This is a genomic window from Streptomyces sp. NPDC102283 (genome assembly GCF_044766265.1).
GTDB lineage: Bacteria > Actinomycetota > Actinomycetes > Streptomycetales > Streptomycetaceae > Streptomyces.
The window spans coordinates 53,452-78,032 of the sequence record NZ_JBIWLQ010000003.1 but is presented as its reverse complement, the minus strand read 5'-3'; the positions used below and the strand labels follow the sequence as shown (position 1 = coordinate 78,032).

At 72.4% G+C, this 24,581-nt stretch carries 21 protein-coding genes; 10 read left to right on the top strand and 11 right to left on the bottom strand.

What is annotated here, in order from left to right:
* Positions 1 to 32: 32 nt before the first annotated feature.
* Positions 33 to 887, bottom strand: a complete 855-nt coding sequence (locus tag ACIRJT_RS07145) for a MaoC/PaaZ C-terminal domain-containing protein (RefSeq protein ID WP_403905661.1) — start codon at positions 885 to 887, stop codon at positions 33 to 35.
* Positions 888 to 1,132: 245 nt separating this feature from the next.
* Entirely contained in the window at positions 1,133 to 2,608 is a 1,476-nt protein-coding gene (locus ACIRJT_RS07140) for an MFS transporter (RefSeq protein WP_403905658.1), read from the bottom strand.
* A 130-nt stretch (positions 2,609 to 2,738) separates the two neighbouring features.
* On the opposite strand from ACIRJT_RS07140, the gene ACIRJT_RS07135 reads away from it, so the two are divergent.
* Positions 2,739 to 4,469 carry a BCCT family transporter gene (locus tag ACIRJT_RS07135; RefSeq protein ID WP_403905655.1) on the top strand — a complete coding sequence of 577 codons (1,731 nt, stop codon included), beginning with the start codon at positions 2,739 to 2,741 and terminating at the stop codon, positions 4,467 to 4,469.
* Positions 4,470 to 4,496: 27 nt separating this feature from the next.
* On the opposite strand, the gene ACIRJT_RS07130 is transcribed toward ACIRJT_RS07135, so the two are convergent.
* Together ACIRJT_RS07130 and ACIRJT_RS07125 are read right to left on the bottom strand one after the other, a co-directional pair.
* Positions 4,497 to 5,690, bottom strand: coding sequence for a lipid-transfer protein (locus ACIRJT_RS07130; RefSeq protein WP_403905653.1), 1,194 nt, complete (start codon positions 5,688 to 5,690; stop codon positions 4,497 to 4,499).
* Between the two features lie 55 nt (positions 5,691 to 5,745).
* Positions 5,746 to 8,019: an acyl-CoA dehydrogenase gene (locus ACIRJT_RS07125; protein WP_403905650.1), complete on the bottom strand. Its 2,274-nt coding sequence runs from the start codon at positions 8,017 to 8,019 to the stop codon at positions 5,746 to 5,748.
* A 177-nt stretch (positions 8,020 to 8,196) separates the two neighbouring features.
* On the opposite strand from ACIRJT_RS07125, the gene ACIRJT_RS07120 reads away from it, so the two are divergent.
* Positions 8,197 to 9,777: an MFS transporter gene (locus tag ACIRJT_RS07120; protein ID WP_403905648.1), complete on the top strand. Its 1,581-nt coding sequence runs from the start codon at positions 8,197 to 8,199 to the stop codon at positions 9,775 to 9,777.
* Here the strand turns inward: ACIRJT_RS07120 and pepE are convergent.
* Both pepE and ACIRJT_RS07110 read right to left on the bottom strand, forming a co-directional pair.
* Positions 9,702 to 10,430: a dipeptidase PepE gene (gene pepE / locus ACIRJT_RS07115; RefSeq protein ID WP_403905645.1), complete on the bottom strand. Its 729-nt coding sequence runs from the start codon at positions 10,428 to 10,430 to the stop codon at positions 9,702 to 9,704. The genes ACIRJT_RS07120 and pepE overlap by 76 nt on opposite strands.
* Before the next feature lie 69 nt (positions 10,431 to 10,499).
* Positions 10,500 to 11,327, bottom strand: coding sequence for an IclR family transcriptional regulator (locus tag ACIRJT_RS07110; RefSeq protein WP_003969470.1), 828 nt, complete (start codon positions 11,325 to 11,327; stop codon positions 10,500 to 10,502).
* Positions 11,328 to 11,475: 148 nt separating this feature from the next.
* On the opposite strand from ACIRJT_RS07110, the gene ACIRJT_RS07105 reads away from it, so the two are divergent.
* The 7 genes from ACIRJT_RS07105 (at position 11,476) to ACIRJT_RS07075 (ending at position 19,099) form a co-directional block, all read left to right on the top strand.
* Positions 11,476 to 12,429, top strand: a complete 954-nt coding sequence (locus ACIRJT_RS07105) for a DUF1177 domain-containing protein (protein ID WP_403905642.1) — start codon at positions 11,476 to 11,478, stop codon at positions 12,427 to 12,429.
* On the top strand, positions 12,429 to 13,823 hold the full coding sequence (locus ACIRJT_RS07100) for a cytosine permease (RefSeq protein WP_215104141.1): 1,395 nt from the start codon (positions 12,429 to 12,431) through the stop codon (positions 13,821 to 13,823). Before ACIRJT_RS07105 ends, ACIRJT_RS07100 begins: the two co-directional genes overlap by 1 nt.
* The gene (locus tag ACIRJT_RS07095; protein ID WP_403905640.1) at positions 13,820 to 15,127 is read left to right on the top strand and encodes a M20/M25/M40 family metallo-hydrolase; all 1,308 of its coding nucleotides are present in this window, start codon (positions 13,820 to 13,822) and stop codon (positions 15,125 to 15,127) included. The genes ACIRJT_RS07100 and ACIRJT_RS07095 overlap by 4 nt, the downstream gene beginning before the upstream one ends.
* Positions 15,128 to 15,267: 140 nt before the next feature.
* A complete protein-coding gene (locus ACIRJT_RS07090; RefSeq protein ID WP_403905637.1) occupies positions 15,268 to 15,924 on the top strand; it encodes a class I SAM-dependent methyltransferase in 657 nt (218 codons plus the stop codon).
* Between the two features lie 77 nt (positions 15,925 to 16,001).
* On the top strand, positions 16,002 to 16,940 hold the full coding sequence (locus ACIRJT_RS07085) for an N-acetylmuramoyl-L-alanine amidase (RefSeq protein ID WP_403905634.1): 939 nt from the start codon (positions 16,002 to 16,004) through the stop codon (positions 16,938 to 16,940).
* Positions 16,941 to 17,107: 167 nt separating this feature from the next.
* Positions 17,108 to 17,968, top strand: coding sequence for a hypothetical protein (locus ACIRJT_RS07080; RefSeq protein WP_403905631.1), 861 nt, complete (start codon positions 17,108 to 17,110; stop codon positions 17,966 to 17,968).
* Positions 17,969 to 18,088: 120 nt separating this feature from the next.
* Complete coding sequence (locus tag ACIRJT_RS07075; protein WP_403905628.1) at positions 18,089 to 19,099, top strand: LLM class F420-dependent oxidoreductase; 1,011 nt, start codon at positions 18,089 to 18,091, stop codon at positions 19,097 to 19,099.
* 37 nt (positions 19,100 to 19,136) lie between these two features.
* Here ACIRJT_RS07075 and ACIRJT_RS07070 read toward each other — a convergent pair whose 3' ends face one another.
* The gene (locus ACIRJT_RS07070) at positions 19,137 to 19,916 is read right to left on the bottom strand and encodes a maleylpyruvate isomerase family mycothiol-dependent enzyme (RefSeq protein WP_403905625.1); all 780 of its coding nucleotides are present in this window, start codon (positions 19,914 to 19,916) and stop codon (positions 19,137 to 19,139) included.
* Positions 19,917 to 20,061: 145 nt separating this feature from the next.
* Positions 20,062 to 20,640: a hypothetical protein gene (locus tag ACIRJT_RS07065; RefSeq protein WP_403905623.1), complete on the bottom strand. Its 579-nt coding sequence runs from the start codon at positions 20,638 to 20,640 to the stop codon at positions 20,062 to 20,064.
* Between the two features lie 184 nt (positions 20,641 to 20,824).
* Between ACIRJT_RS07065 and ACIRJT_RS07060 the strand changes: the two genes are divergently transcribed.
* Complete coding sequence (locus ACIRJT_RS07060; protein WP_403905620.1) at positions 20,825 to 21,118, top strand: hypothetical protein; 294 nt, start codon at positions 20,825 to 20,827, stop codon at positions 21,116 to 21,118.
* Between the two features lie 23 nt (positions 21,119 to 21,141).
* Here the strand turns inward: ACIRJT_RS07060 and ACIRJT_RS07055 are convergent, their stop codons facing one another.
* The 3 genes from ACIRJT_RS07055 to ACIRJT_RS07045 all read right to left on the bottom strand — a co-directional run bounded on the left by ACIRJT_RS07055 (position 21,142) and on the right by ACIRJT_RS07045 (position 24,327).
* Entirely contained in the window at positions 21,142 to 22,215 is a 1,074-nt protein-coding gene (locus tag ACIRJT_RS07055; protein WP_403905618.1) for a prenyltransferase, read from the bottom strand.
* Entirely contained in the window at positions 22,212 to 22,943 is a 732-nt protein-coding gene (locus tag ACIRJT_RS07050) for a class I SAM-dependent methyltransferase (RefSeq protein WP_403905615.1), read from the bottom strand. The genes ACIRJT_RS07055 and ACIRJT_RS07050 overlap by 4 nt, the downstream gene beginning before the upstream one ends.
* Before the next feature lie 70 nt (positions 22,944 to 23,013).
* Complete coding sequence (locus tag ACIRJT_RS07045) at positions 23,014 to 24,327, bottom strand: glycosyltransferase family 4 protein (protein ID WP_403905612.1); 1,314 nt, start codon at positions 24,325 to 24,327, stop codon at positions 23,014 to 23,016.
* Positions 24,328 to 24,581 lie beyond the last annotated feature (254 nt).

The window sequence follows — 24,581 nt, the reverse complement described above, 5'->3', positions numbered from 1 at the left end:
CAGGGTTCTGCTGTGCTCAGGCGTGTTCGCCGTCAGGCGTGTTCGACGACCGTGTCGGCGAGGACCGGCGCGTCGTCCCGCTCGGCGGCGGCGACCGTCACCTGGACGCGGCCGTCCCCGGACCACACCCGGATGCGGAGGGTCTCGCCGGGGAAGACCACGCCGGCGAAACGGGTGCGGTAGGCGGTGATCCGGGAGACATCGCCGTCCAGCAGGGTGTCGGTGACCGCCTTCAGCGTCATGCCGTACGTGCACAGCCCGTGCAGGATCGGCCGGTCGAAGCCGGCCAGCTTGGCGAAGGCGGGGTCGGCGTGGAGCGGGTTCCAGTCCCCCGAGAGGCGGTAGAGCAGCGCCTGGTCCTCGCGGACGGCCCGCTCGACCGTGCGGTCGGGGGCCCGCTCGGGCGGGGCGAGCCGGTCGGACGGGCCGCGTTCGCCGCCGAAGCCGCCCTCTCCCCGTACGAAGATCTGGGCGTCGTTGGTCCACAGCGGGCCGTCGCCGTCGCTCGCCTCGGTACGCAGCACGATGACGGCGGCCTTGCCCTTGTCGTACACCGCCGCGACCTTCGAGGTCTGCACGGCGCCGCCGGTCACCGGGATCGGGCGGTGGACGGTGACGGACTGCCCGCCGTGCAGGACCGCGGCGAGGTCCACGTCGATCCCCTGCGCCCCCATGCCGCCGAAGGCGGCGGTGCCCGCGCCCGCGACGGTGGCGAAGCTCGGCAGCACCTGGAGCCGGGACTCCAGGGTGTAGCGCAGCTCGTCGGGGTCGGTGGCGGGGCTGCCCGCGCCGAGACCCAGGTGGTAGAGCTGGACGTCCTTGTGGTCCCAGCCGATCTCGGCGCGGCGGGGTTCGGCGGCGAGTGCCGCCCGGGCATCAATGGGCATGACGGAGCAGCTCCTTGATGGTCCTAGGTGGTTCCTGGTGGTCCCTGGTGGCGGGAAGACCTCGGCACGGCCGTCCGCACCGTCGGCCGCACCGAGGTCGTGCGGTGACCGGCAGGACACGCCCTTCTAGAACGCGTTCTATCCGATGGCCCATGTATAACGCAGGCCATGGAAGTTGGGAAGACTGCTGACGTCTCGTCAGATCAGTGAGGCGCGGCGCCGGATCGATCCCGCGGTGCCCGGCGTCATCCCGCGGTCGGGGCCTCGACCGGGAGGTCCGCCGGAGGGCGGGGCCTGCGATGGTTCGGCAGCCAGATCAGCATCACGACCACCCCGGCCAGCAGGACCCCGGTCGCCGTGCGGAAGGCCAGCGCGTATCCGGCGGTGACCTCGGCCGCGTCGCCGGAACCCGCGGTGCGCGCGGCGGCGACCGTGGAGAGCACCGAGAGGCCCAGCGCGCCGCCCATGGTGCGGGAGGTGTTGACCAGGCCGGAGACGAGTCCGGCGTCACCCGGGTCCGCGCCGGAGGTGGCGAGGGTGGCGAGCGGGGTGGAGGCGAGACCGGCCCCGGCCATCATCAGGACGCCGGGCAGACCGATCGCGGTGAGGTAGGAGCCCTCCACGCCCATCGTGGACTGCCAGCCGAAGCCCGCGGCCGTGATCAGGACCCCGGCGACGGCGAGGCTCTTCGCCCCGGTGCGCACCATGAGGCGGGGGGCCAGCTTGGAGCCGATGATGACGGCGGCCGAGGTCGGCATCAGCGCGAGACCGGCCCGCAACGGCGTGTAGCCCAGGACGTTCTGGGCGTACACCGTCATGAAGTACCACATGGAGAAGGTGGCCGACCCCATGAGCAGCATCGACACGTTGGCCGAGGACACCGCCCGTACGGAGAACACGCGCAGCGGGATCAGCGGGACGGCGGTCCGCGCCTCGACCAGCACGAAGGCGGCCAGCAGCACGACTCCGGAGAGCAGCGGCACGAGGGTGGCGGCGGCCGTCCAGCCCTCGACCTCGGTCTGGACGATGCCGTACGCGACGGCGGCGAGGCCCGCGGTGACGAGGACCGCGCCCAGGAAGTCGATGCGACGGCGGTCGCCCGCGCGGCCCTCGGTGATCCGCAGGGCGGCGGCGACCAGGACGACCGCGCCGATGGGCACGTTGATCAGGAGGACCCAGCGCCAGGAGAGGGCGTCGGTGAGGAACCCGCCGATGAGCCCGCCGGCCGCGCCGCCGCCCGCGCCGACCGCCATCCAGGTGCCGATCGCCTTCGTCCGGGCCGGCCCCTCGGGCACGGCCGCGGTGAGGATGGTGAGGGTGGCGGGAGCCAGGACGGCGGCCCCGAGGCCCTGTGCGGCGCGGGCGGCGAGGAGCTGCCAGCCCTCCTGGGCGAGGCCGCCCGCGAGGGAGGCGGCGGTGAAGAGGCCGAGCCCGACGAGGAACATCAGCTTGCGCCCGTAGATGTCGGCGGCCCGCCCGCCCAGGAGCATGAACCCGGCGAACGCGATCGAGTAGGCGTTGACGACCCACTGGAGGCCCCCCGCGCTCAGCCCCAGGTCGGCCCGCATGGAGGGCAGGGCCACGTTGACGACGGAGACGTCGAGGACGACGAGGAACTGGCCGGTGCAGGCGGCGAGCACGACCGCCCAGGTGCTGGGCCGTATTCGGGAGGCGTTCGGCGGGGCGGAGACGGGCGCGGAGACGTCAGGCATGGGGGTCATGGTCCCAGGCGGCGAGCGGGCCGTACATCAGGTATCGGGAGCCGCTTCCCCCGACGCCGACCGCCGGACACCGGCCGTCGGCGCGGCACATCCCCCATATCGCCGCATACGCCCCGCATAGTGGTGGGCTATGAGTACGGAGAACCCTCACGTGCCCCCCGGCCGGCCCCCCTCCGACCCCGCGGATCCCGGTGCGGCTCCCGGGACGGGCTCCTCGCCGGACCGGGTCGTGGTGACGATCGGGGTGCTGGGCGTCATCGGGGTCGTCCTGTGGGCGGCCCTCGGCAAGGACACCTTCGAGAGCACCTCGGACGCGGCCCTCCCCTGGGTGCTCGACAACTTCGCGTGGCTCTTCGTCATCGCCGCCGACGTCTTCCTGGTGCTGTGCCTCGTGATCGCCTTCAGCCGCTACGGCCGGATCCGGCTCAGCAGGGACGACTCCCCGCCGGAGTTCTCGAACTTCTCGTGGATCGCGATGATGTTCAGCGCGGGCATGGGCATCGGGCTGATCTTCTACGGCGTCGGGGAGCCCGTCGCGCACTACCTGAGCCCGCCGCCCTCCAGCGGGGCCGAGCCGCGGACGGCGGGTGCCGCGAGCGCCGCCATGGAGTACTCCTTCTTCCACTGGACCCTGACTCCGTGGGCGATCTACGGCATCGTGGGCCTGGCGCTGGGCTACGCGAGCTTCCGCAAGGGCCGGGGCAACCGGTTGAGCGCCGTGTTCGTCCCCCTCATCGGCGAACGCAGGGCGAACGGCGTCTTCGGCAAGGTGCTGGACCTGCTCGCCGTCTTCGCCACGGTCTTCGGCACCGCGACGAGCCTGGGACTCGGCGCTCTGCAGATCGCCATCGGGCTGGATCTGACGGCGGGCCTCGACCAGAGCACCGGCGTCGAGCTGGTGGTCATCGCCGTGCTCAGCGCGGCCTTCGTGGTCTCCGCCTTCACCGGCCTGCACGGCGGGGTGAAGTGGCTCAGCTCGATCAACCTCGTCGTCGCCGCCGCCCTCATGGTCTTCGTCTTCGTCGCGGGCCCGACCGTGTATCTCCTGGACGTGCTGCCGTCCTCGGTCGGAGGCTACCTGGACCAGCTCCTCCCCATGGCCTCGCGCACCGGCGCCTTCGGCGACCAGAGCTGGCTGGGCGCCTGGACGATCTTCTACTGGGCCTGGTGGCTGTCCTGGGCGCCCTTCGTCGGCACCTTCATCGCGCGGATCTCCAAGGGCCGCACGATCCGCGAGTTCCTCCTCGCCGTGCTGCTCGTGCCGAGCGGGGCGACCGCCCTGTGGTTCGTGGTGCTCGGCGGGACCGGGATCCGCCTCGCGGAGACGGGCGTCGTCGACATGGCCGAGAAGGCGAAGGAGGGGACGGAGGCGACGCTGTTCGCGATGCTCGACGCCCTGCCGGTCAGCACGGTGACGGCCTGGGTCGCGATGATCCTGATCATGATGTACTTCGTCACCAGCGCGGACTCCGCCTCCCTGGTCATGGGCTCGCTGACCAGCAGGGGCGCCCTGCACCCGCGCCGCTGGCTGGTCGTCACCTGGGGCCTCCTCATGGCCGCGGTCGCGGCGGCGCTGTTGGTGGCCGGCGGCCTGGAGTCCCTCCAGAGCGCGACGATCCTGGTGGCCCTGCCCTTCGTCGTGGTGATGCTCTTCCTGTGCTGGTCCCTGCTGCGGGAGTTGCGCACCGACCCCGGCGCCGGACCGGGGCGCAGCGAGGGCCTGCACGGTATGCGCGACGCGGTGCGCGTCATGGTCGGCGAGGAGATGGGCAACCAGCCGGGGGCCCGCCACCGCCATCTGCGTCGGGCGGCCTCGGCCCGTGCGAACAGCGCCGACGACGACCAGGCCCCGGAGAGCTGACGACCCGCGCGGCGCACCCGCGAAGGCTCAGCCGCGCCGCAGCAGGGTGACCACCGCCGCTCCGCCGAGGCCGATGTTGTGGGCGAGGGCGGTCCGTGCGCCGGGGACCTGGCGGGCGCCGGCCTCGCCGCGCAGGTGCCAGGTCAGCTCGGCGGCCTGGGCGATGCCGGTGGCGCCCAGCGGATGCCCCTTGGAGATCAGTCCGCCGGACGGGTTCACGACCCACCGCCCGCCGTAGGTGGTCGCCCCGGACTCGACGAGCTTGCCGGACTCCCCCTCGCCGCACAGGCCCAGCGCCTCGTAGGTGAGGAGTTCGTTGACGGAGAAGCAGTCGTGCAGCTCGATGACGTCGAGATCGTCCGGGCCGAGTCCGGAGGCCGTGTAGACCTGCTGGGCGGCGGCCCGGGACATCGGGGCCCCGACCGCGTCGATGCAGCTGCCGGAGGCGAAGGAGGCCTCGGTGTCGGTGGTCATGGCCTGCGCGGCGATCTCCACCGCCCGCTCCGCCAGACCGTGCCGCTCGACGAACCGCTCGGAGACGACGACGGCCGCCGCCGCCCCGTCGGAGGTGGGCGAACACTGGAGTTTGGTGAGGGGCCGGTGGACGGTGCGGGCGGCGAGGATCTCCTCGACCGTGTACGCGTCCTGGAACTGGGCGTACGGGTTGTTCACCGAGTGCCGGTGGTTCTTGGCGCCGACCGCCGCGAGCTGCGCGGGTGTCGTCCCGTACCGCTCCATGTGCTCGCGGGCCGCGTTGCCGAAGATCTGGGCGGTGGGCGGGGACATCTCGAAGCCGTGGGCGGCGGCCATGATCCCGTAGTGCCGGGCGACGGGCGAGGCAGCGAAGTCGCCGCCGCCGTCCGCTCCGCCGCCCAGCGAGCCGCGGGCCATCTTCTCGAAGCCGACGGCGAGGACGCAATCGCTGCCGCCGCCCTCGACGAACTGCCGGGCCAGCATCAGGGCGGTGGAGCCGGTGGCGCAGTTGTTGTTGACGTTGTAGACGGGGACGCCGGTCAGGCCCAGCTCGTAGACGGCCCGCTGTCCGGCGGTGGAGGCCTGGAAGCAGTAGCCCACGGGGACCTGTTCGACCTGGTCGTAGCGGACGCCCGCGTCGTCCAGGGCGGCGGTACCCGCCTCGCGGACCATGTCCCAGTACTGCCAGTCACGGGTCTCGGGCTTCTCGAACTTCGTCATGCCGACGCCGACGATGTAGGCCTTCATGGTCCGACTCCTCCTGTTGTCCTGTGCGGTCAGTCCCGTTCGCCGTGCTGCGCGGTCAGTCCCGGGGGAGGCCGAGGATGCGTTCGGCGACGACGTTGAGCTGGATCTGGGTGGTGCCGCCCGCGATGGTCAGGCAGCGGGACATCAGGAAGCCGTGGAGGGCCCGCTCCCCCGCCGCCGGTTCGTCCACCGCGCCGTCCGGTCCGAGGAGTTCGAGGATGAGCTCGGCGACTCTCTGCTGGTGGAGGGTCTGGACGAGCTTGCGGACCGAGGCCCCGGCGCCCGGTTCGCGGCCGGAGACCTGCTGGAGCGTGGTGCGCAGTTGGACGCAGGCGAGCGCGTGGGCCTCGGCGGCGAGCGCGCCGATCCGGGTGCGCGTCGCCCCGTCCAGCCCGGCCGAGCGGGCGATCAGGGCTTCGAGCCCGCTGTCGAAGGTCATCTGGTCGGCCATGTGGACGCGTTCGTTGCCCAGGGTGTTGCGGGCGACCCGCCAGCCGCCGCCGACCTCGCCGACGACGGCGTCGGCGGGCAGCAGGACGTCGTCGAAGTACACCTCGTTGAAGAGGGCCTCGCCGGTGATCTCCTTGAGCGGGCGGATGTCGATGCCCTCGGCGTTCCTCATGTCGACCAGGAAGTAGGTGAGCCCGCGGTGCTTGGGGGCGTCCGGGTCGGTGCGGGCCAGCAGGATGCCGTGGTCGGCGGTGCGGGCGGCACTCGTCCAGACCTTCTGCCCGGTGATCCGCCACCCCTCCTCGGTCCGTACCGCGCGGGTGCGCAGCGCGGCGAGGTCGGATCCGGCTTCGGGCTCCGAGAAGAGCTGGCACCACTGGAGGTCGCCGCGCAGGGTGGCCGGCAGATAGCGCTCCCGCTGCTCCTCGGTTCCGTACGCGATGAGGGACGGCACCACCCAGGTGGCGATGGACAGATCGCTGAGACGGATGCCCTGTGCCCGCGACTCCTGCTGGATCGCCAGTTGCCGTACGGGCCCCGCGTCCAGTCCGTACGGGGCGGGGAGGTGCGGGGCGGCGTAGCCGGTGGCGGCGAGGGCGCGGCGGGCATCGGCCGGTGCCAGGCCCCGGGCGGCGGCGAGGTGGGGGCGGGCATCGGCACGGTGGGCGACGGCCTCGGCGGGCAGTTCCAGGGCGAGTTCGCGGCGGGCGCCGGCCTCGGCGAGGCGGGCGGCGCGCAGCCGGTGCGTGTCGGCGGCGCCGAGGAGCTGGCGGACGAGGACGGCACGGCGCAGCTGGAGGTGGGCGTCGTGCTCCCAGGTGAAGCCGGTGCCGCCGAGGATCTGGATGGCGTCCTTGGCGCAGGTGTACGCGGCCTCGGGCGCGGTGGCGGCGGCGAGCGCGGCGGTGAGCCCGCGCGCCCCGGGCCCCGCGCCGTCGGACCGAGCGGCTACGTCGGTGGCGCGGGCGGATTCGTCGGCGGCGCGGGCCGCGTCCCAGGTGAGGGCTCGGGCCTGTTCGAGGCGGACGAGCATGTCGGCGCAGAGGTGCTTGACGGCCTGGAACGCGCCGATGGGCCGCCCGAACTGCTCACGTACGGCCGCGTGTTCGACGGCGGTGTCCAGGCTCCGGGCGGCGCTCCCGCAGGCGTCGGCGGCGAGGAGGACGGCGGCCAGGTCGCGGACGAGCCCGGGGTCGAGGGGCAGCACCCGGTGTGCCGGTACGGGGACGGCGTCGGCGCGCACCTCGGCGGTGGGCCGGGTCGGGTCGACGCTGCGGTGCGGACGCACGGCGATCCCCTCGGTCCCGGCGTCCACGAGGAACCAGCGCTCGCCGTCGGGCGTGGCGGCGGGCAGCAGGAGAAGGTCGGCCGCCTGGGCGGTCAGGACGGGCGGGGCGGTGCCGTCGAGCCGGTGGCCGGCCTCGTCCGGGGTGGCGGTGAGGGTGCCGGGCGCGAGGGCGAGGGCCGCGGTGCGGTCTCCCGCGGCGAGCTCACGGAGCGGGCCGCCCAACGCCTCGGCCCCGGCGGCGACCGCGTGGCGCAGCACCGCGGAGGTGAGGGCGGTCGCGAGGTAGGGGCCGGGCAGCGAGGCGTAGGCGGCCTCCTCCAGGACGACGGCGAGGTCGAGGAGGTCCCCGCCGCCACCTCCGTACGCCTCGGGCAGATGGATGCCGGTGAGCCCCTGCGCGGCGAGCGCTTCCCAGTGGGCCGGGCGTTCGCCCGGGGCGGCCGGGCTCCCCGCGTCGAGGAGTTCGCGCACCTCGCCGGGTGGTGCGGCGCGGGCCAGCCAGCCCCGTACGGAGTGCGCCAGCGCACGGTGCTCCTCGGTGATCCCGATGCCGGTACCGGTGCGGGTGCCTGTGCCTGTGCCGATGCCCATGCGAGTCCTCGCCGGTCGGGGCCACTGGAACGGGCGCAAGAGTAGAACACGTTTCAATCCGATGGAAGGTCGGGAGACCGTCGGATCCGGACCGGAATAGGACGCCGCCGGGAAGTGTTCACCATGCACACACTTGGGGGGAGCCCGGGTGATCGACGCTGCCCGGAGGCCCCACGTATGCGACGGACGAAACAGATACGGCACACCGGGGAGCCGTCCGAGCCGCGCCGAGCGCGCTCCGGGCCCATCGTGCCCGTCCTCGCCTTCGCGGGCATCACCGTCGCGGTCATGCAGACCCTGCTCGTCCCGGTCATCAAGGACCTGCCGGTCCTGCTGAACACCACCCCGGCCAACGCCACCTGGGTGATGACCGCCACCCTGCTCGCGGGCGCCGTCTCGACGCCGATCATGGGGCGGCTCGGCGACCTGTACGGCAAGCGGCGGATGCTGCTCGCCTCCCTCGCCGTCATGGTGGTCGGCTCGCTGATCTGCGCGTCCACCGACGACCTGGTCGTGATGATCACCGGCCGCGCGCTCCAGGGCTTCGCCATGGGCGCCATCCCGCTCGGCATCGGCATCATGCGCGACGAGCTGCCGCGCGAGAGGCTCGGCTCGGCGATGGCCCTGATGAGCTCCTCGATCGGGGTGGGCGGAGGCCTCGCCCTGCCCGCCGCCGCGCTGGTCGCCCAGCACGCCGACTGGCACGCCCTGTTCCTCGGCTCGGCCGGGCTCGGACTGCTCGCGATGGCCCTCACGTACACGCTCGTCCCCGAGCCGCCGCTGCGCGCGCCCGGCACCTTCGACGTGATCGGCGCCCTCGGGCTCTCGCTCGGCCTGGTCCTGCTCCTGCTGCCGGTCACCAAGGGCAGCGACTGGGGCTGGACCTCGGCCCCGACCCTCGGGCTGCTCGCCGCGTCCGTCGCCACGCTGGTGCTGTGGGGCCTGTTCGAACTGCGCACCCCGGCGCCGCTCGTCGATCTGCGCACCACCGCCCGCCGCGAGGTGCTGCTCACGAACCTCGCCTCGATCATGGTCGGGGTCGCCTTCTACGCGGTCTCCCTGGTCCTGCCGCAACTGCTCCAGCTGCCCACCTCCACCGGCTACGGCCTCGGCCAGTCGATGGTGGTCGCCGGGCTCTGCGTGGCCCCGCTCGGCGTGACGATGATGTTCGTCGCCCCGCTGTACGCCCGGATCTCGGCCCGCCGCGGCCCCAAGGCCACGCTGATGCTCGGCCTGCTGGTCATCGCGATCGGTTACGGGGCCGGGCTCGGGCTGCTCGGCGCCGCCTGGCAGACCGTGCTGATCGCGGTGGTGCTCGGCGCCGGGATCGGCCTCGCCTACTCCTCGCTGCCCGCCCTGATCATCGGGGCCGTCGACCCGTCGGAGACCGGCGCGGCCAACGGCCTCAACACCCTGATGCGGTCCATCGGCACCTCGGTGTCGAGCGCCGTCATCGGCATGGTGCTGGCCAACACCTCCGTGACGGCGGGCTCGGTCCAGGTGCCGTCCATGGAGGGCTTCCGGATCTCGTTCCTGATCGCCATGGGGGCGGTGCTGATCGGCCTGGTGCTGGCGGCGTTCCTGCCCTCGCAGCGGCCCTCCGCGCACCCGGTGCTCCTGGCGAGCAGCGCGGACGACGCCCGGGCCCCGCAGACCGCGCGGGCCGCCGGGGCCGGGCGCGGTCAGCGCACCGGAGCGTCGAACCGCGGCACCGTCGTGAGCAGCCGGGACACCTCCGACCCCGGCAGGAGCTCCTGAGGCTCGGCCGCGCGGGAGAACAGCCGGGCGGGGCGGGCGCCCTGGACGTGGGCCCGCTCCCCGTCGACGCGGAGCCAGGAGCCCTCGCGCAGCCCGAGCACGGGTACGTCGTTCTCCTCCAGGAACTCGGTGAGCCGCTCCTCGCGGGTCTCGCCCTTGTGGGTGCTGGCCGGGTCCGGGTCCAGATAGTGCGGGTTGATCTGGAACGGGACCAGGCCCAGCGTCTCGAAGGACGGCGGCTGCACGATGGGCATGTCGTTGGACGTGCGCAGGGTCGGGGCTGCCATGTTGGTGCCGGCGCTCGCACCCATGTAGGGCAGCCCGCCCCGCACCGCGTCGCGCACGGCCTCGCGCAGGCCGGTGCGGCAGAGGGCGGCGAGCAGCCGGAAGGAGTTGCCGCCGCCGATGAACACGGCGTCGGACGCGGCGAGTTCGGCGACCGGGTCGGCGTTCTCGTGGACGCCGCGCACGGTGATGCCGGACGGCTCCAGTGCCTCGCGGACCCGGGTGGTGTACGCGGCGTGATCGGCGAGCGCGTACGGGACGAAGGCGAGTCGCGCGTTCGCGGGCAGGAACGCGGTGACGGTGTCCAGGGCGTGTTCCAGGTAACCACAGCCGAACTGGGTGGAGTTGGAGAGAAGCAGCAGATTCACGGGGTTCCTCGGGTACGTCGGGCGGATCGGTCGGTCGGATGACCGGGGCGGCCGGGCGGATCGGGTCGGTCAGGTGGTGCGGGGCCGGCGGGCGCGGGGTTTCGGCCGCTGCGGCGGGTGGGTGAGGCGCTGCTCCAGCAGCTGGGCCGCGTGCCGCAGCGCGTCGAGCCGGTCCTCGGGCGCCCCCCGGAACCGGTCCTCCCCGCCGCCGAGGCTGAGGCTTCCGTACGGCTCGCGCCCCAGGAACACCGGTACGGCCACGGTGGCGATCCCGGTGTCGTACTCGCCGACCGTCCAGGCGTAGCCCTGGGCCCGGATCTTGATGAACTCCCGCTCCAGCAGGTCCGGTTCGGTGACGGTGCGGTCGGTGAAGCGGGCCATGGGGCGGCCCCGGAAGAGCCGGTGGCGCTGCTCGTCGGGCAGATAGGCGTAGTACGACTTGCTGGTCGCCCCCGCGTGCGCCGGGTAGAGCTCGCCGACCAGCGGGTAGTAGCGCAGCGGTCCGGTCTCGCCCTCCTCGGCGGCCACGCAGCGCATGTGGAAGCTGTCCGGAAGGCAGAACAGGACCGTGTCGCCGGTGGTCCGGCGCAGCTCCTCCAGGACCGGACCGGCCAGCAACTCCAGCGAGCCCGAGCGCTCCCAGAGGCGGCCGAGCCGCAGCACGGCGGGGCCGATGCGGTAGCGACGGGTGGCCGGATCGGAGACCAGGAAGCCCCGGCCCGCCAGGGTGGCCAGCAGCCGCTGGGCGGCGGAGGTGTCCCAGCCGAACTCCTCGGCGACCTCGGTGACGCCCCAGTCGGGCCGGGTGCGCTCGAAGGCGAGCAGCACCAGGAGCGCCCGGTCGACGGTTTGCAGCGCCCCGGCGGGCGTACGCCGGTCCAGATCGAATTCGGCCATCGTCATCTCACCATTCAGACCAGAATTGCAAATAACGGGAAACAGTTGCGCTCAACGCTATCCGATCCCGAATGTTGCCTCAGCACCCCGCCCCGCGCTCTCCCCCGTCGAGCGCCGGGCGGGTGTCAGGATCAGGAGAAAAGCCCCCATGTTGAAGTACGTACTGGACATCGTCGAGCTTCTGGACGATCCCCAGGTCAATGGCAAGACGGTCGTCGGGTACCTCGACGCCGCAGCGGGGGCCGAGGGCTCGTCCGCGCAGGTCACCACCGTCATGGGTGACCAGGGTTCGACGGACTTCGTGCTCGTCCGCATCCCCGGCTCCCGCGGCCGGACGGCGGGCGGCAGCGCCCGCACCCTCGGTGTGGTGGGCCGGCTCGGCGGCCTCGGCGCCCGGCCCGAGGTGACCGGTCTGGTCTCCGACGCCGACGGCGCGGCCTCCGCCATCGCCACGGCGGCCAAGCTGCTCGACATGCGCCGTCGCGGCGATGTGCTGCCCGGCGACGTGATCGTCGCCACCCACATCTGTCCGAACGCGCCGACCGAGCCGCACGACCCGGTGCCGTTCATGGGCTCCCCCGTGGACATCGCCACGATGAACCGGCACGAGGTGACCGCCGACATGGAGGCCGTGCTCTCCATCGACACCACCAAGGGCAACCGGATCATCAACCACAAGGGCCTGGCCCTGTCGCCCACCGTCAAGGAGGGCTGGGTGCTCCGGGTCAGCGAGCAGCTCGGCGAGCTGCTGGCCGTGGTGACCGGTGAGCCATTGGTCACATACCCGGTGACCACCCAGGACATCACGCCGTACGGTAACGGTGCACACCACATCAATTCGATCCTCCAGCCCGCCACCGCGACCGCCGCTCCGGTCGTCGGTCTCGCGGTCACCTCGGCCGCCGCGGTACCGGGCTGCCAGACGGGCGCGAGTCACGAGAGCGACATCGCGTGCGCCGCCCGCTACGCCGTGGAGGTCGCCAAGGGCTTCGGCGCCGGGCAGCTGGACTTCCACGACGCGGTGGAGTTCGACAACCTCGTCAACCGCTACGGGTCGCTGGCTCACCTCCAGACCCTCGGCCGCACCACCCAGGAGTCCTGATGGCATCCGCCCCCCAGGCCGACGCCACGGCCCCCGAAGCCAAGAGCATCGGCAGCGACGACTACTCCCTCTCGCGGGTCCCGCGCGACAAGCGCTTCGGCTTCTGGTCCATGCTCCTGCAGTGGCTGGCCCAGTCCGGCTCGATCTCCCAGTTCACGCTGGGCGCCACCATCGGCGTCGGCATGACCTTCGGGGACGCCTTCCTCGCCTTCACGCTCGGCGCGGTGATCCTGGAGATCGTGATCTTCGCGATCGGTCTGGCCGGCATGCGCGAGGGTCTGGCGACCCCGATGCTCACCCGCTGGACGGGCTTCGGCCGCAACGGTTCGGCACTGGTCAGCTTCGTCATCGCGGTCAGCCTGGTCGGCTGGTTCGGCGTCCAGAACACGATCTTCGGCAACAGCGTCTCGGCGCTGGTCGGCGGTCCGTCCTGGATGTGGTGCGTGATCGCGGGCATCGCCATCACGGGCCTGGTGATCTTCGGCTTCAAGTACATGGCCCTCTTCGCCAAGATCGTCACCCCGCTGTTCTTCGGCATGGTCGCCTGGTCGATCATCACGACGCTCAACGACCACTCGATCAGTGAGCTGATCAGCTCGCCGCCGCCCGGCGAGGCGATCCCGCTGGCCGTCGCCGCCACCGCCATCGCGGGCGGTTACATGACCGGCGCCATCGTCTCCCCGGAGATGACCCGCTACAACAAGAAGGGCTCGCACGTCTTCGTGCAGAGCGCCTCCTCGATGATCCTCTCCGAGTACATCGTCGGCATGGTCGGTGTGCTGCTCGGTCATCTGGTGAAGTCGAGCGACGTGTCCCACATCGTGCTCTCCACCTCGGGCGCCTTCGGTGTGATGGTGGTCCTGATGTCCACCGCGAAGATCAACGACTGGAACCTGTACGGCTCCTCGCTCGGCGTCGTCAACTTCTTCCAGGTCGTCTTCCGCAAGCGGCTGCACCGCGGCGTGGTCACCGTCGTCCTCGGCATCGCCGGCACGCTCCTGTCCGCGGTCGGCATCATGACCCACTTCACGGAGTTCCTCTCCCTGCTGGGCGTGATGATCCCGCCGATCGGCGGCATCATCGTCGCCGAGTACTGGGTCGTGAAGCGGATGCGCAAGCCGCTGGACGACACCCGTGAGGCGGAGACCCTGCCGCTGACCTCGCCCACCTGGGTGCCGATGTCCCTGGTCATCTGGGTCGTGGCGTTCTGCGTCGGCAAGTTCTTCGACGGCGGCATACCGGCCCTCAACTCCCTGGCCACCGCCTTCCTGCTGTACTGCGCCCTCGGCCTGCTGGGCTGGGTCAAGCCGTACGGCACCTCCACCCTGGACGACGAGGACGGCGGCAGCCCCGCCCCCGCCGCCCGCGCGACCACTCCGGCAGGAGCAGCATGAGTCTCACCCCCGCCTCCGAGCAGGCCCAGACCGAGGTCGTGGACCTCTGCGCCGAACTGATCCGGTTCGACACCTCCAACCCGACCAGCGACGAGCGCGCCGCCGCCGACTGGGTGGTGGACCGCCTCGCCGAGGTGGGCATCGCCTCCGAACTGGTCGAGTCCGCCCCGGGCCGGGCCAGCGTCATCGCCAGGATCGCCGGGAGCGACCCCACCCGCGGCGCCCTGCTGGTCCACGGCCACCTGGACGTCGTACCCGCCGACGCCTCCGAGTGGCAGGTCCCGCCGTTCTCGGGCGAGATCCGCGACGGCTACCTCTGGGGCCGGGGCGCGATCGACATGAAGGACACGGTGGCGGTCATGCTCGCCACCGCCCGGCACTTCGCCCGCACCGGCACGCGGCCGGCCCGTGACGTGGTGCTCGCCTTCCTCGCCGACGAGGAGGCGGGCGGCACGTTCGGCGCCCACTGGCTCGTCGAGCACCGACCGGACCTCTTCTCGGGGGTCACCGAGGCGATCGGCGAGGGCGGCGGCTTCTCCTTCGCCCTCGACGACACGCGCCGGCTGTACCCGATCGAGAACGCCCAGCGCGGCATGGCCTGGATGGAGCTCACCGCGAACGGCCGGGCCGGCCACGGATCGTCGCCCAACGACGAGAACGCGGTCACCGACCTCGCCGAGTCCCTCACCCGGATCGGCCGCGAGACCTTCCCCATCCGGCTGATCGAACCGGTCCGCGCCCTGCTGGAGGAGGCCGCCCGGCTCTACGGCGTCGCGTTCGACGAGAACGACATCGAGTCGAGCCTCGCCCGTCTCGGCCCGGTCGCGGACTTCATGCAGGTGGTGCTCCGCAACTCGGCCAACCCCACCATGTTCACCGCCGGCTACCAGACCAACGTCATCCCCGGGAAGGCCACCGCCCGCGTCGACGGCCGTTTCCTCCCCGGTCACGAGCAGGAACTGATCGACACGATCGACCGCCTCCTGCTCCCCTCCGTCAGCCGCGAGTGGGTCAACCACGACATCGCGATGGAGACGACGTTCGACGGCCCGCTGGTCGACGCGATGTGCGACGCCGTCCGCGCCGAGGACCCGGACGGCCACCCCGTCCCGTACTGCAACCCGGGTGGCACCGACGCCAAGGCCTTCACCCACCTGGGCATCCGCTGCTTCGGCTTCAAGGGCCTGAAGCTCCCGCACGACCTGGACTACGGCCGCCTCTTCCACGGCGTGGACGAGCGCGTCCCCCTGGAAGGGCTGCGCTTCGGCGTCCGCGTCATGACCCGACTCTGGCAGAGCTGCTGACCGCACGGTCCATGGTTCTGCCGGGGGCCCGCCCCGACCCGGGCTCACCCCGCCTACGCCCCCGCCGATCCCTTCGGCGGGGGCGTACGGCACGATGGGGCGCCGTTCCGCACTCACCCCGCCCCACCTGGAGGAACCCCGTGACCGCCGAGTCCGCAGCCAAGCCCACGCCGGAGATCCTCGCCGCGTTCGAGGCCGCCAAGGGCTTCATGCCGGTGCGCGAGGGCCTCGCCCTGTACGCCGCCGCCACCGGGGCCGGTGCGCTCGGGCTGCCGCTGCTGGAGGTCGGCACCTACTGCGGACGGTCCGCCATCCTGCTCGCGGACGCGGCGCGCGGAGCCGGGGTGAGCGCGCTCACCGTCGACCACCACCGGGGCAGCGAGGAGCAGCAGCCCGGCTGGGAGTACCACGACCCGGACGTGGTGGACCCGGAGGTCGGGCTGATGGACACCCTGCCGACGTTCCGCCGCACCCTGCGCCGGGCCGGCCTGGAGGACCACGTGGTGGCGCTCGTCGGGCGCTCCCCGCGGGTCGCCGCCGTCTGGGCCGGACCGCTCGGGCTCGTCTTCATCGACGGCGGGCACACCGACGAGCACGCGAACGCCGACTACGAGGGCTGGGCCCCGCATGTCGCCGAGGGCGGGCTGCTGGTGATCCACGACGTGTTCCCCGACCCGGAAGACGGCGGGCAGGCCCCGTACCGGATCTACCGCCGGGCGCTGGCCTCCGGGGCGTTCACCGAGGTGTCGGTGACGGACTCGCTGCGCGTGCTGCGCCGCACGGGCGCCGGGATCTGAGCCGTACGGGAGCGGGATCCGGGTCGCACGGGCCGCGGTCCGAGCCGTCCGGACAGCCGGGTGGGTAGCATCGCCGCGTGCCGTACGACGACAGCCCTCCCCCCACCCGCCGCGCCCGGCCCCTCTCCGTGGCCGCCGCGCTGGTCGCCGTGTTCCTGACCGCCGTCGGCTGCGGAGCCGCTCAGGAAGCCGACGGGTCCGGCGCGGCCCCGCCCCGGCCCGGCGCGGACGCCGCCTCCCCGACGGCTCCGACGCCGACCGGGAAGCAGCCGCGGCCGTCCGGACCCGCCTCCGCCTCCCCCTCCGACTCCGGGTCCGACTCCGCGAAGCCGCTGCCGAAGGGACCGCTGACCGGCCGGACCGTGGTGATCGACCCGGGACACAATCCGGGCAACCGCGATCACACCCGGGAGATCAACGAGAAGGTCGACATCGGCACCGGCCGCAAGGAGTGCGACACGACCGGTACGTCCACCGATGACGGCTACGCGGAGGCCCGGTTCACCCTCGACGTGTCGCACCGGCTGCGCACACTGCTGGAGGCGGAGGGCGCCCGGGTCCGGCTGACGCACGACGCGGACCGGCCGTTCGGCCCGTGCATCGACGAACGGGCCCGGATCGGGAACGAGGCGAAGGCCGACGCGGTGGTCTCGGTGCACGCCGACGGGTCGGCCGTGGGCAACCGGGGCTTCCACGTGATCCTGCCCGCCGGGGTGAAGGGCGGCGGGGCCGACACCTCGAAGATCGTGAGGAGTTCGGCCGATCTCGGCGCGAGGATCGCCGGACACTTCGTCCGTACGACCGGAAGCGCGCCTTCCAATTACATCGGCGGGAATACCGGCCTGGACACGCGTAATGATCTCGGCGGACTGAATCTGTCGACCGTGCCCAAGGTGTTCGTCGAATGCGGCAATATGCGTGACCCGAAGGACGCGGCCCTGCTCACCAGCGCGAGTTGGCGCCAGAAGGCCGCCCAGGGACTGGCCGACGGCATTACCAGCTACCTGAAGGGGTAGTTCTGCGGTGATATTGGGGGGATAACCGCTCATGATCCGGGCACGGGCACAACCCGCCCGGGCAGACGATAGATTCATCCGTACGATGGGGAGCCGCTCCCGAGCTTCGAGCCGCACCGGCGGCAGCGACGACCGCCCCGACGAGACGACCGACTAAGGACCTTCACGTGAATATCCGATCCCTCACTCGAGGCGACGGCGTGGTGATCGGAGCAGCGGTCGTGCTGTTCATCGCCTCTTTCCTCGACTTCTCCAGCTACGAATGCCCGCAGGGCGTCGACTGCTCCCGGTTCGACAGCCCGAACGCCTGGGACTCGCTCGGACTCCTGATGAGCGTCTTCCTCGCCGGAGTCATCGGCGCGGCGCTGCTGATCGTCAGCCGTGCGATGCCGGGCCGCAAGGTCGTCGGCCTCGACCTCGGCCAGTTCGGTGCGGCGCTCACCGTCTTCGCGCTGTGGACCGCCTTCTGGACGATCCTCGACGTCAACAGCGCCGGCGCGGGCCTGATCCTCGGCCTGCTGGCCACCATCGTGCTCGTCGCGGGTGCCGTCGCCGGTCCGATGATCCCCGCGCTCAAGGCGCCGCTCGTCAGCCCGGCCTCCCCCACGCCGGGCGTGGGGGCCGGACAGGCCCCGTACGGCGCGGGCCCCGGCCAGGGCTACGGCTTCCCGGCCGGCCAGCAGCAGCAGCAGCCGTACGGTGCCCAGCCGAGCCAGGGTTACGGCTACCCCGGCGCTCAGCAGCAGGGCCAGCCCGCCCAGGCCGACCCGGCGCAGGCGCAGCAGGCCCAGGCCCAGCAGCCCTCGCAGGGCGGCGCGGCCCCGGCGGGCGACTTCACCCCGTTCTGGTTCGCCGTTCCGGTGGCCCGCCCGCTGTACGGCGAGGACGGCTCGCCGAACCCGATCGCCGAGCTGGCGCCGGGCACCTGGTACCTCGCGGTGGAGCAGCGCGGCCAGAGCCTCATCGCCCAGACGCAGGACGGCCGTCGTGGCGTCCTCCAGGACACCACGGGCATCCAGCGCGGCTGATCCCGTGCACCACAGCACACGTCACGGCCCCTCGCCCTTCCGGGCGGGGGGCCGTTGTCGTACAGTCCAACCCGGTCACCCCTACCTGACGCTTCGTCAGTTACGGCTGGAGGGAACGGAATGCGGCTCGGACTCGCGCTCGGATACTGGGGCCGCGGCCCGGACCCCGGCCAACTCGCCCTGGTCCAGGAGGCCGAGCGGCTCGGATACGACTCGGTGTGGACGGCGGAGGCCTGGGGGTCGGACGCCTTCACGCCGCTGACCTGGATAGCGGCCCACACCTCCCGGATCCGGCTGGGCACCGGCATCGTCCAGATGGCGGCCCGCACCCCCACCGCGACGGCCATGCACGCCCTGACCCTGGACCATCTCTCCGGCGGCCGGATGCTGCTCGGCCTCGGCCTGTCCGGGCCGCAGGTGGTGGAGGGGTGGTACGGGCGGCCGTTCCCCAGGAGCCCGCTGACCGCGACCCGCGAGTACGTCGAGGTGATCCGGCAGGTGCTGGCGCGGCAGGCTCCGGTGGAGCTGGCGGGCCGCTTCCACTCCCACCCGTACACCGGTCCGGACGCCACCGGGCTCGGCAAGCCGCTGAAGCCGATCACGCATCCGCTGCGGGCCTCGCTCCCCGTCCTGCTGGGCGCGGAGGGCCCGAAGAACATCGCGCAGACGGTGGAGATCGCGGACGGCTGGCTGCCGCTGTACTGGTCACCGCTGCGCGGGGACGTCTACGGGGCCTCGCTCGCCGGACTCCGGGACGGCTTCATGATCGCGCCGATGGCCCGCGCGCACGTCTGCGACGACGTGGTGGAGGGGCTGTGGCCGGTCAAGGCGATGCTCGGCTTCTACATCGGCGGGATGGGTCACGCGGCCCGCAACTTCCACGCCGATCTGATGGCCCGCATGGGGTTCGAGGAGGAGGCCCGGCGGATCCAGGAACTGTTCCTCCAGGGCCGCAAGGAGGAGGCGGTGCGGGCGGTGCCGGACGCGTTCGCCGACGAGATCTCCCTGATCGGGCCGCGTGCCCGCATCGCGGAGCGGCTGGAGCTGTGGCGCACGGGGCCGGTGACGGATCTGCTGGTCACCGCCCCGGACCCGCACACGCTGCGGGTCCTGGCGGAGCTGAACTCCTAGGGCGTGCCCCGATGGGGCGTGCCCGGACTCTCGCCGCTCAGCCGAAGGACGACCGGTCCAGCCAGAAGTCCAGCAGCGCGGCGTCGCCGAGCACCTCGACCCGCGGGCTCGTGGGCTCCAGTCGGCGGTTGAAGACGAGCATCAGGTCGGTGAGCGGTCCGCGCAGCGCGACCGTCGCCTTGTCGTGCGCGTGCCGCCAGGTGAAGCGGTCGTCGCCGAACTCGATCAGCCACTCCGCACCGGGGACGTCGGTGGCGTGCAGATGCAACGAGCGCCCGCCTCCGCGCAGTTCGGCCGCCTCCGGGTCGCCGCCCTCCTGCGAGAAGGAGACGATGCGCAGCCATTCCTCGATGGTGTCGGCGGCCACGTCGGCGTCCACCGTGTACGGGGCGCGGGCGGCGAGCGCCGCGTCAGCCCGGTGCACAGCCGTCTCGTGCGTGATGCGCCGCGCCCAGAAGGCCGTACGCCGCTCCCAGGCCCAGGTCCACACCTCGGTGTCGGGCCCCGCCTCCCGCAGCGCGGCGACGGTGGCCGCGGCCCCCTCGGCGAGCCAGGCGTCCAGCGCGGCCGGGTCGTCACCGTCCGGGCCTTCGCCTCCGGGCACCTTGTCCTCGGGTATGTCCTCGGTGGCGCGGGTGCGGACGATCTCCCCGACCCAGCGGTGCGCGCCGCCGACGTGCACGGCGAGCTCGCGCAGGGTCCAGTCGGGACAGGTGGGTACGGTCGCGGTGAGATCGGCGCCGCTCAGCACCGCGCGCAGGGCGTCGGTCTGGGCCAGGATCTCGTCGCAGTAGCGGTCGTGGGAGAGAGAGGTCATGCGGCGCACCCTAACCGGCTGCACCCGTGTTGATCACCTGGATATCCGGGCCCCGGCCCCATCCCGGCCTCACCATTTCGCGGAGCGCCCGGAGCCGGTTCGGGAACGCGCGGCGGGCAAGCGCCATCGCGCTTCCGGGCCGCCGCTATCCGGTCAGCTGGGACGTGGAGGGGACCTTGTCCTTCACCTCGGCTCCCGCGTCCTCGCCCGCCTTCTTGATGCCGTCGATGACGCTCTCGAACGCCCCCACGTCGCCCTCCCCCGCCTCGCCCTTGCGGAGCTTCGTCCCCAGCCCCTGGAGCGATGCGATCCCGGCGGTCAGCGGGGCGACGGCCTTCGACAGCAGCGGGTCGCCCTTGGCGTTCTCCGCCGCGGCCTTGAGCCGGTTGTAGGCGAACCCGCCGGCGAGCCCCGCCTTGACGAGGGCGAAGGTCCGCCCCTCCGCGCCCTTCTTGAACGTCCCGGCGCGGTACGGCTTCACGATCCATTGGTACGTGGCCCCCGCCGCGAGCCCCGCGTTGGCGACGAACCGGGTCTTGGCGAGCCGCTGCTTCTCGGCGGAGGCCGAAGGAGAGGCCGCCGAGGGGTCCGTCGCGGGCGATGCGCTCGCCGTGTCGCCGGCGGCGGATTCGCCGGAGCCGCCGCACGCTGTCGTGCCCGCCAGCAGGGCGCAGGACAGCAGCAGCGCTGCCAGGGTTCGGCGGAGTGGTACGGAACGGGGCACGGCGGGCCTCCTGGCCCGACCAACCGGCCCGGCCGGACCATCCTGACGGGCCGGACCATCCGGGCACGTCACAGCGAGTGACGGATCTCGGCACTCCCCCTCAGCCTCGCCCGTTCGCCCGGCGGTCGCCACCCGGTGCGGGCCGTACGGGTTTCACCCTGCGTAAAGCGGCAACCAGAGTTCCATGTCTCCCAGAACCCGTTCAGGAAGCAGTTCAGCGGCTCGTGTCATAGCCGTCGTGGCCGACATTCTGGCCTTCATCATCATCCTCTGGATCCTGATGTACCTGCTGGACGCCAACCGCGGCAACGACTTCGTGCAGTGGGTGCACGACGCGGCCCGTTGGCTGGCCGGCTGGTCGTACGACCTGTTCACGTTCGACAAGGCGTGGGCGCGCGTCGTCACCGGATACGGCCTCGCGGCCGTCGTCTATCTGTTCATCGGGCACGCGGTGGCGGGCCGGCTCCGCCGCGGCTGAACAGGGCCCGCCCCAGGGCGTGTTCAGCGGCAGCAGTCCGGCTCCAGGCCGACCGGCAGCCGCTCGCCCCCGAAGACCGCGGTGGTCGCCTCGTCCCCCCCGAGCGCGGCCACCGCGAGCAGCAGGGAGCCCGCCGTCCAGGTGGTGAGCTCCTCGGGCCAGAACGCCCGGTTGCCCTCGAAGACGTATCCCGTCCAGTACAGGCCGCCCTCGGTGCGCAGGTGCTGGACGGACTGGAGGATCTCCAGCGCCCGGTCCGACTCCCCGGTCATCCAGAGGGCCAGGGCCAGTTCGCAGCTCTCGCCGCCGGTCACCCAGGGGTTGGGCAGCACGCAGCGCACCCCGAGGCCGGGGACGACGAAGCGGTCCCAGCCCTCCTGGATGCGGGCGGTGGCCTCGGCCCCGGTGACCGCGCCGCCCAGGACCGGGTAGTACCAGTCCATCGAGTAGCGGTTCTTGTCGAGGAAGCGCTCGGGGTGGCTGCGGATCGCGTGGGCCAGCGCACCGGTCGCCAACTCCCAGTCGGGCTGCGGCTCCTCGCGGCGCTCGGCGATGGCCAGCGCGCAGCGCAGCGCCTGGTGGATCGAGGAGGAGCCGGTCAGCAGCGCGTCGCCCACGGGCGTTCCGTCGGGCTCCCGCTTCCAGCCGATCTGCCCGCCGGGCTGCTGGAGCCCGAGGACGAATTCGACGGCCGCGAAGACCGTGGGCCACATCCGGTCGACGAACGCGTCGTCGCCGGTGGCCAGGTAGTGGTGCCAGACGCCGACGGCCACGTACGCGCAGAAGTTGCTCTCCAGGCTCCGGTCGGTCGGCTGCAACGGATCGCCGTCGTGGTAGGCGGCGTACCAGGAGCCGTCGGCGTTCTGGTTGCGCGCGAGCCAGTCGTAGGCGCGGGCCGCCGCCCCGTGCTCGCCGGCCGCGTCCAGGGCCATCGCGGCCTCGGTGTGGTCCCACGGGTCGAGGTGATGGCCCCGGAACCAGGGCAGCGCCCCGTCCTGGCGCTGTACGGCGGCGAGCGCGGCGACCGTCTCGGTGGCCTGATCCGCCGTCAGGACACCCGGCAGGACAAGGTGTTCGGTCTGTTCGGGAGTGCTCACGCCTCGGCCTTCGGCAGGTGCGGCTTGGTGGCGTAGGCGACGAAGCTCTTGCCGACGACCGGGTTGAGGAGCTGTTCGGCGACCCGGGTGGCGAGCGGCTTCTTCATGATGTCCCAGACCAGCAGCTTGTGGTACGCCCGCACCGGCAGCGCCCGGTCGTTGTCCACGCCGAAGGCGCACTTGAGCCACCAGTACGGCGAGTGCAGGGCGTGGGCGTGGTGGGTGCCGTACGGCTTGAGTCCGGCCTCGCGGATCCGGGCGAGGAGCTGGTCGGCCTTGTAGATGCGGATGTGGCCGCCCTCGACCTCGTGGTAGGCGTCGGAGAGGGTCCAGCAGACCTTTTCGGGGCCGTAGCGCGGGACGGTGATCGCTATCCGGCCGCCCGGCCTGAGCACCCGGACCATCTCGGCGAGGACGCCCTTGTCGTCCGGGATGTGCTCCATGACCTCGGAGATGATCACGACGTCGAAGGAGTCGTCGGGGAAGGGCAGGTTGAGGGCGTCGCCCTCCATCGCGGTGGCGGTGGCGCCCTCGGGGGCCTCTCCGGCCTCCTTCATCGCGGCGAACCACTTGGCGACCTCGCGGATCTCCTCGGCGTTCCGGTCGAGCGCGACGACCTGTGCGCCGCGCCGGTAGCACTCGAAGGCGTGCCGGCCGGCACCGCAGCCCAGGTCGAGCACCCGGTCGCCGGCGGCGAGCGGGAAGCGGGTGAAGTCGACGGTCAGCACGGGGGCCTGCCTTCGAGGTCGGAGGTACGGGTTGCGACGATCGGGCCCGCGGTCGCCCGGGGGCGCGCGGTCACCTGCGGACTCCGCGGGCGATGATCGCCTGACGGTACAGCTCGGCCGTTCCGGCCGCCGCCCGGGCCCAGGTGAAGTTGGCCAGCACCCGCTCGCGGCCCGCCGCGCCGAGCCGGGCCCGCAGCTCCGGGCTGCCCAGCAGCCGGGCCAGCGCCCCGGCCAGCGCGTCCGCGTCGCCGGGCGCCACGGCGAGGCAGGTCTCCCCGTCCCGGCCGGAGACCTCGGGGATCGCGCCGCCGGTGGTCGCGACGAGCGGGGTGCCGGTGGCCATGGCCTCGGCGGCGGGCAGCGAGAACCCCTCGTACAGCGAGGGCACGCAGGAGACCTGGGCGCCGCGCACGAGGTCGACCAGCTCGGCGTCGCTGATGCCCTTGACGAACTCGACGGCGTCCGCGAGCCCGTGCCGCTCCATCGCGCGGGCGACCGGGCCGTTCTCGGCACGCTTGCCGACGACGACGAGGTGGGCGGCGGGATTCTCGGTGCGGAGCTTGGCGAGCGCGTCGACGAGGTGGACGAGGCCCTTGAGCGGGACGTCGGCGCTGGAGGTGGTCACGATGCGGCCGGGCACCTCGGGAACGGAGGGGTCGGGGGACCACAGGTCGGTGTCGGCGCCGATGTGGACGACGCTGATCCGGTCGGCGCGTACGCCGAGGTCCTCGACGATCTCGTCGCGGGAGGAGCCGGAGACGGTGAGGACGGTGTCCAGTTTGCGGGCGACCCGCTTCTGCATCCGGGTGAAGGCGTACCAGCGGCGTACGGAGGCACGTCGGCGGCGGCTCGGCGCGGCCGCCAGGTCGAGCCTGCGGTCCACGGTGATGGGGTGGTGGATCGTCGTCACGAGCGGGGCCCCGAGGTCGCCGAGGAGCCCGTAGCCGAGGGTCTGGTTGTCGTGGACGACGTCGAACGCGCCGCGCCGCGCGAGCAGGTGGCGGCGGGCGCGCAGGCTGAAGGTGAGCGGCTCGGGGAAGCCGCCGGTCCACATGGTGGCGACCTCGGCCAGGTCGATCCAGTCGCGGTACTCGCCCCGCTTCGGGGTGCGGAAGGGGTCGGGCTGGCGGTAGAGGTCGAGGCTGGGCAGCTCGGTGAGCGGAACGCCCTCGTCGAGCACCGGGTAGGGCTGCGCGCCGATCACCTCGACGCTGTGGCCGAGGCGTGCCAGCTCCCGGCCGAGGTGGCGGACGTAGACGCCCTGGCCGCCGCAGAACGGATTGCCCTTATAGGTGAGGAGTGCGATGCGCAACGGCCGGTCGCCGGTCCCGGTGGGGCTGCCGTCGCCCGTGCGGGGGCCTGTCTCTATGGCCTCAGCGGTCACACTCGGCCCCCTTCTGACTGCGTGTTCGCCGGAGCGTAACCGGTCGCGCTAATCTAGAACAAGTTTCAGACTTGATAGAACAAGTCGCAAACTTGATCGTTCGACGTGCATCGAATCTACCGGCAGGTAGCGTCGGCGTGACGGCCGGAACAGGTGATTCGCGCCACGAGGGACGCCCTGGCATGCTGTGCGCGCCCGGCGGGGCCGCTTCGTCCGTCCGGGTGCGGGATCAAGCCATGGATCACGGATCGTGG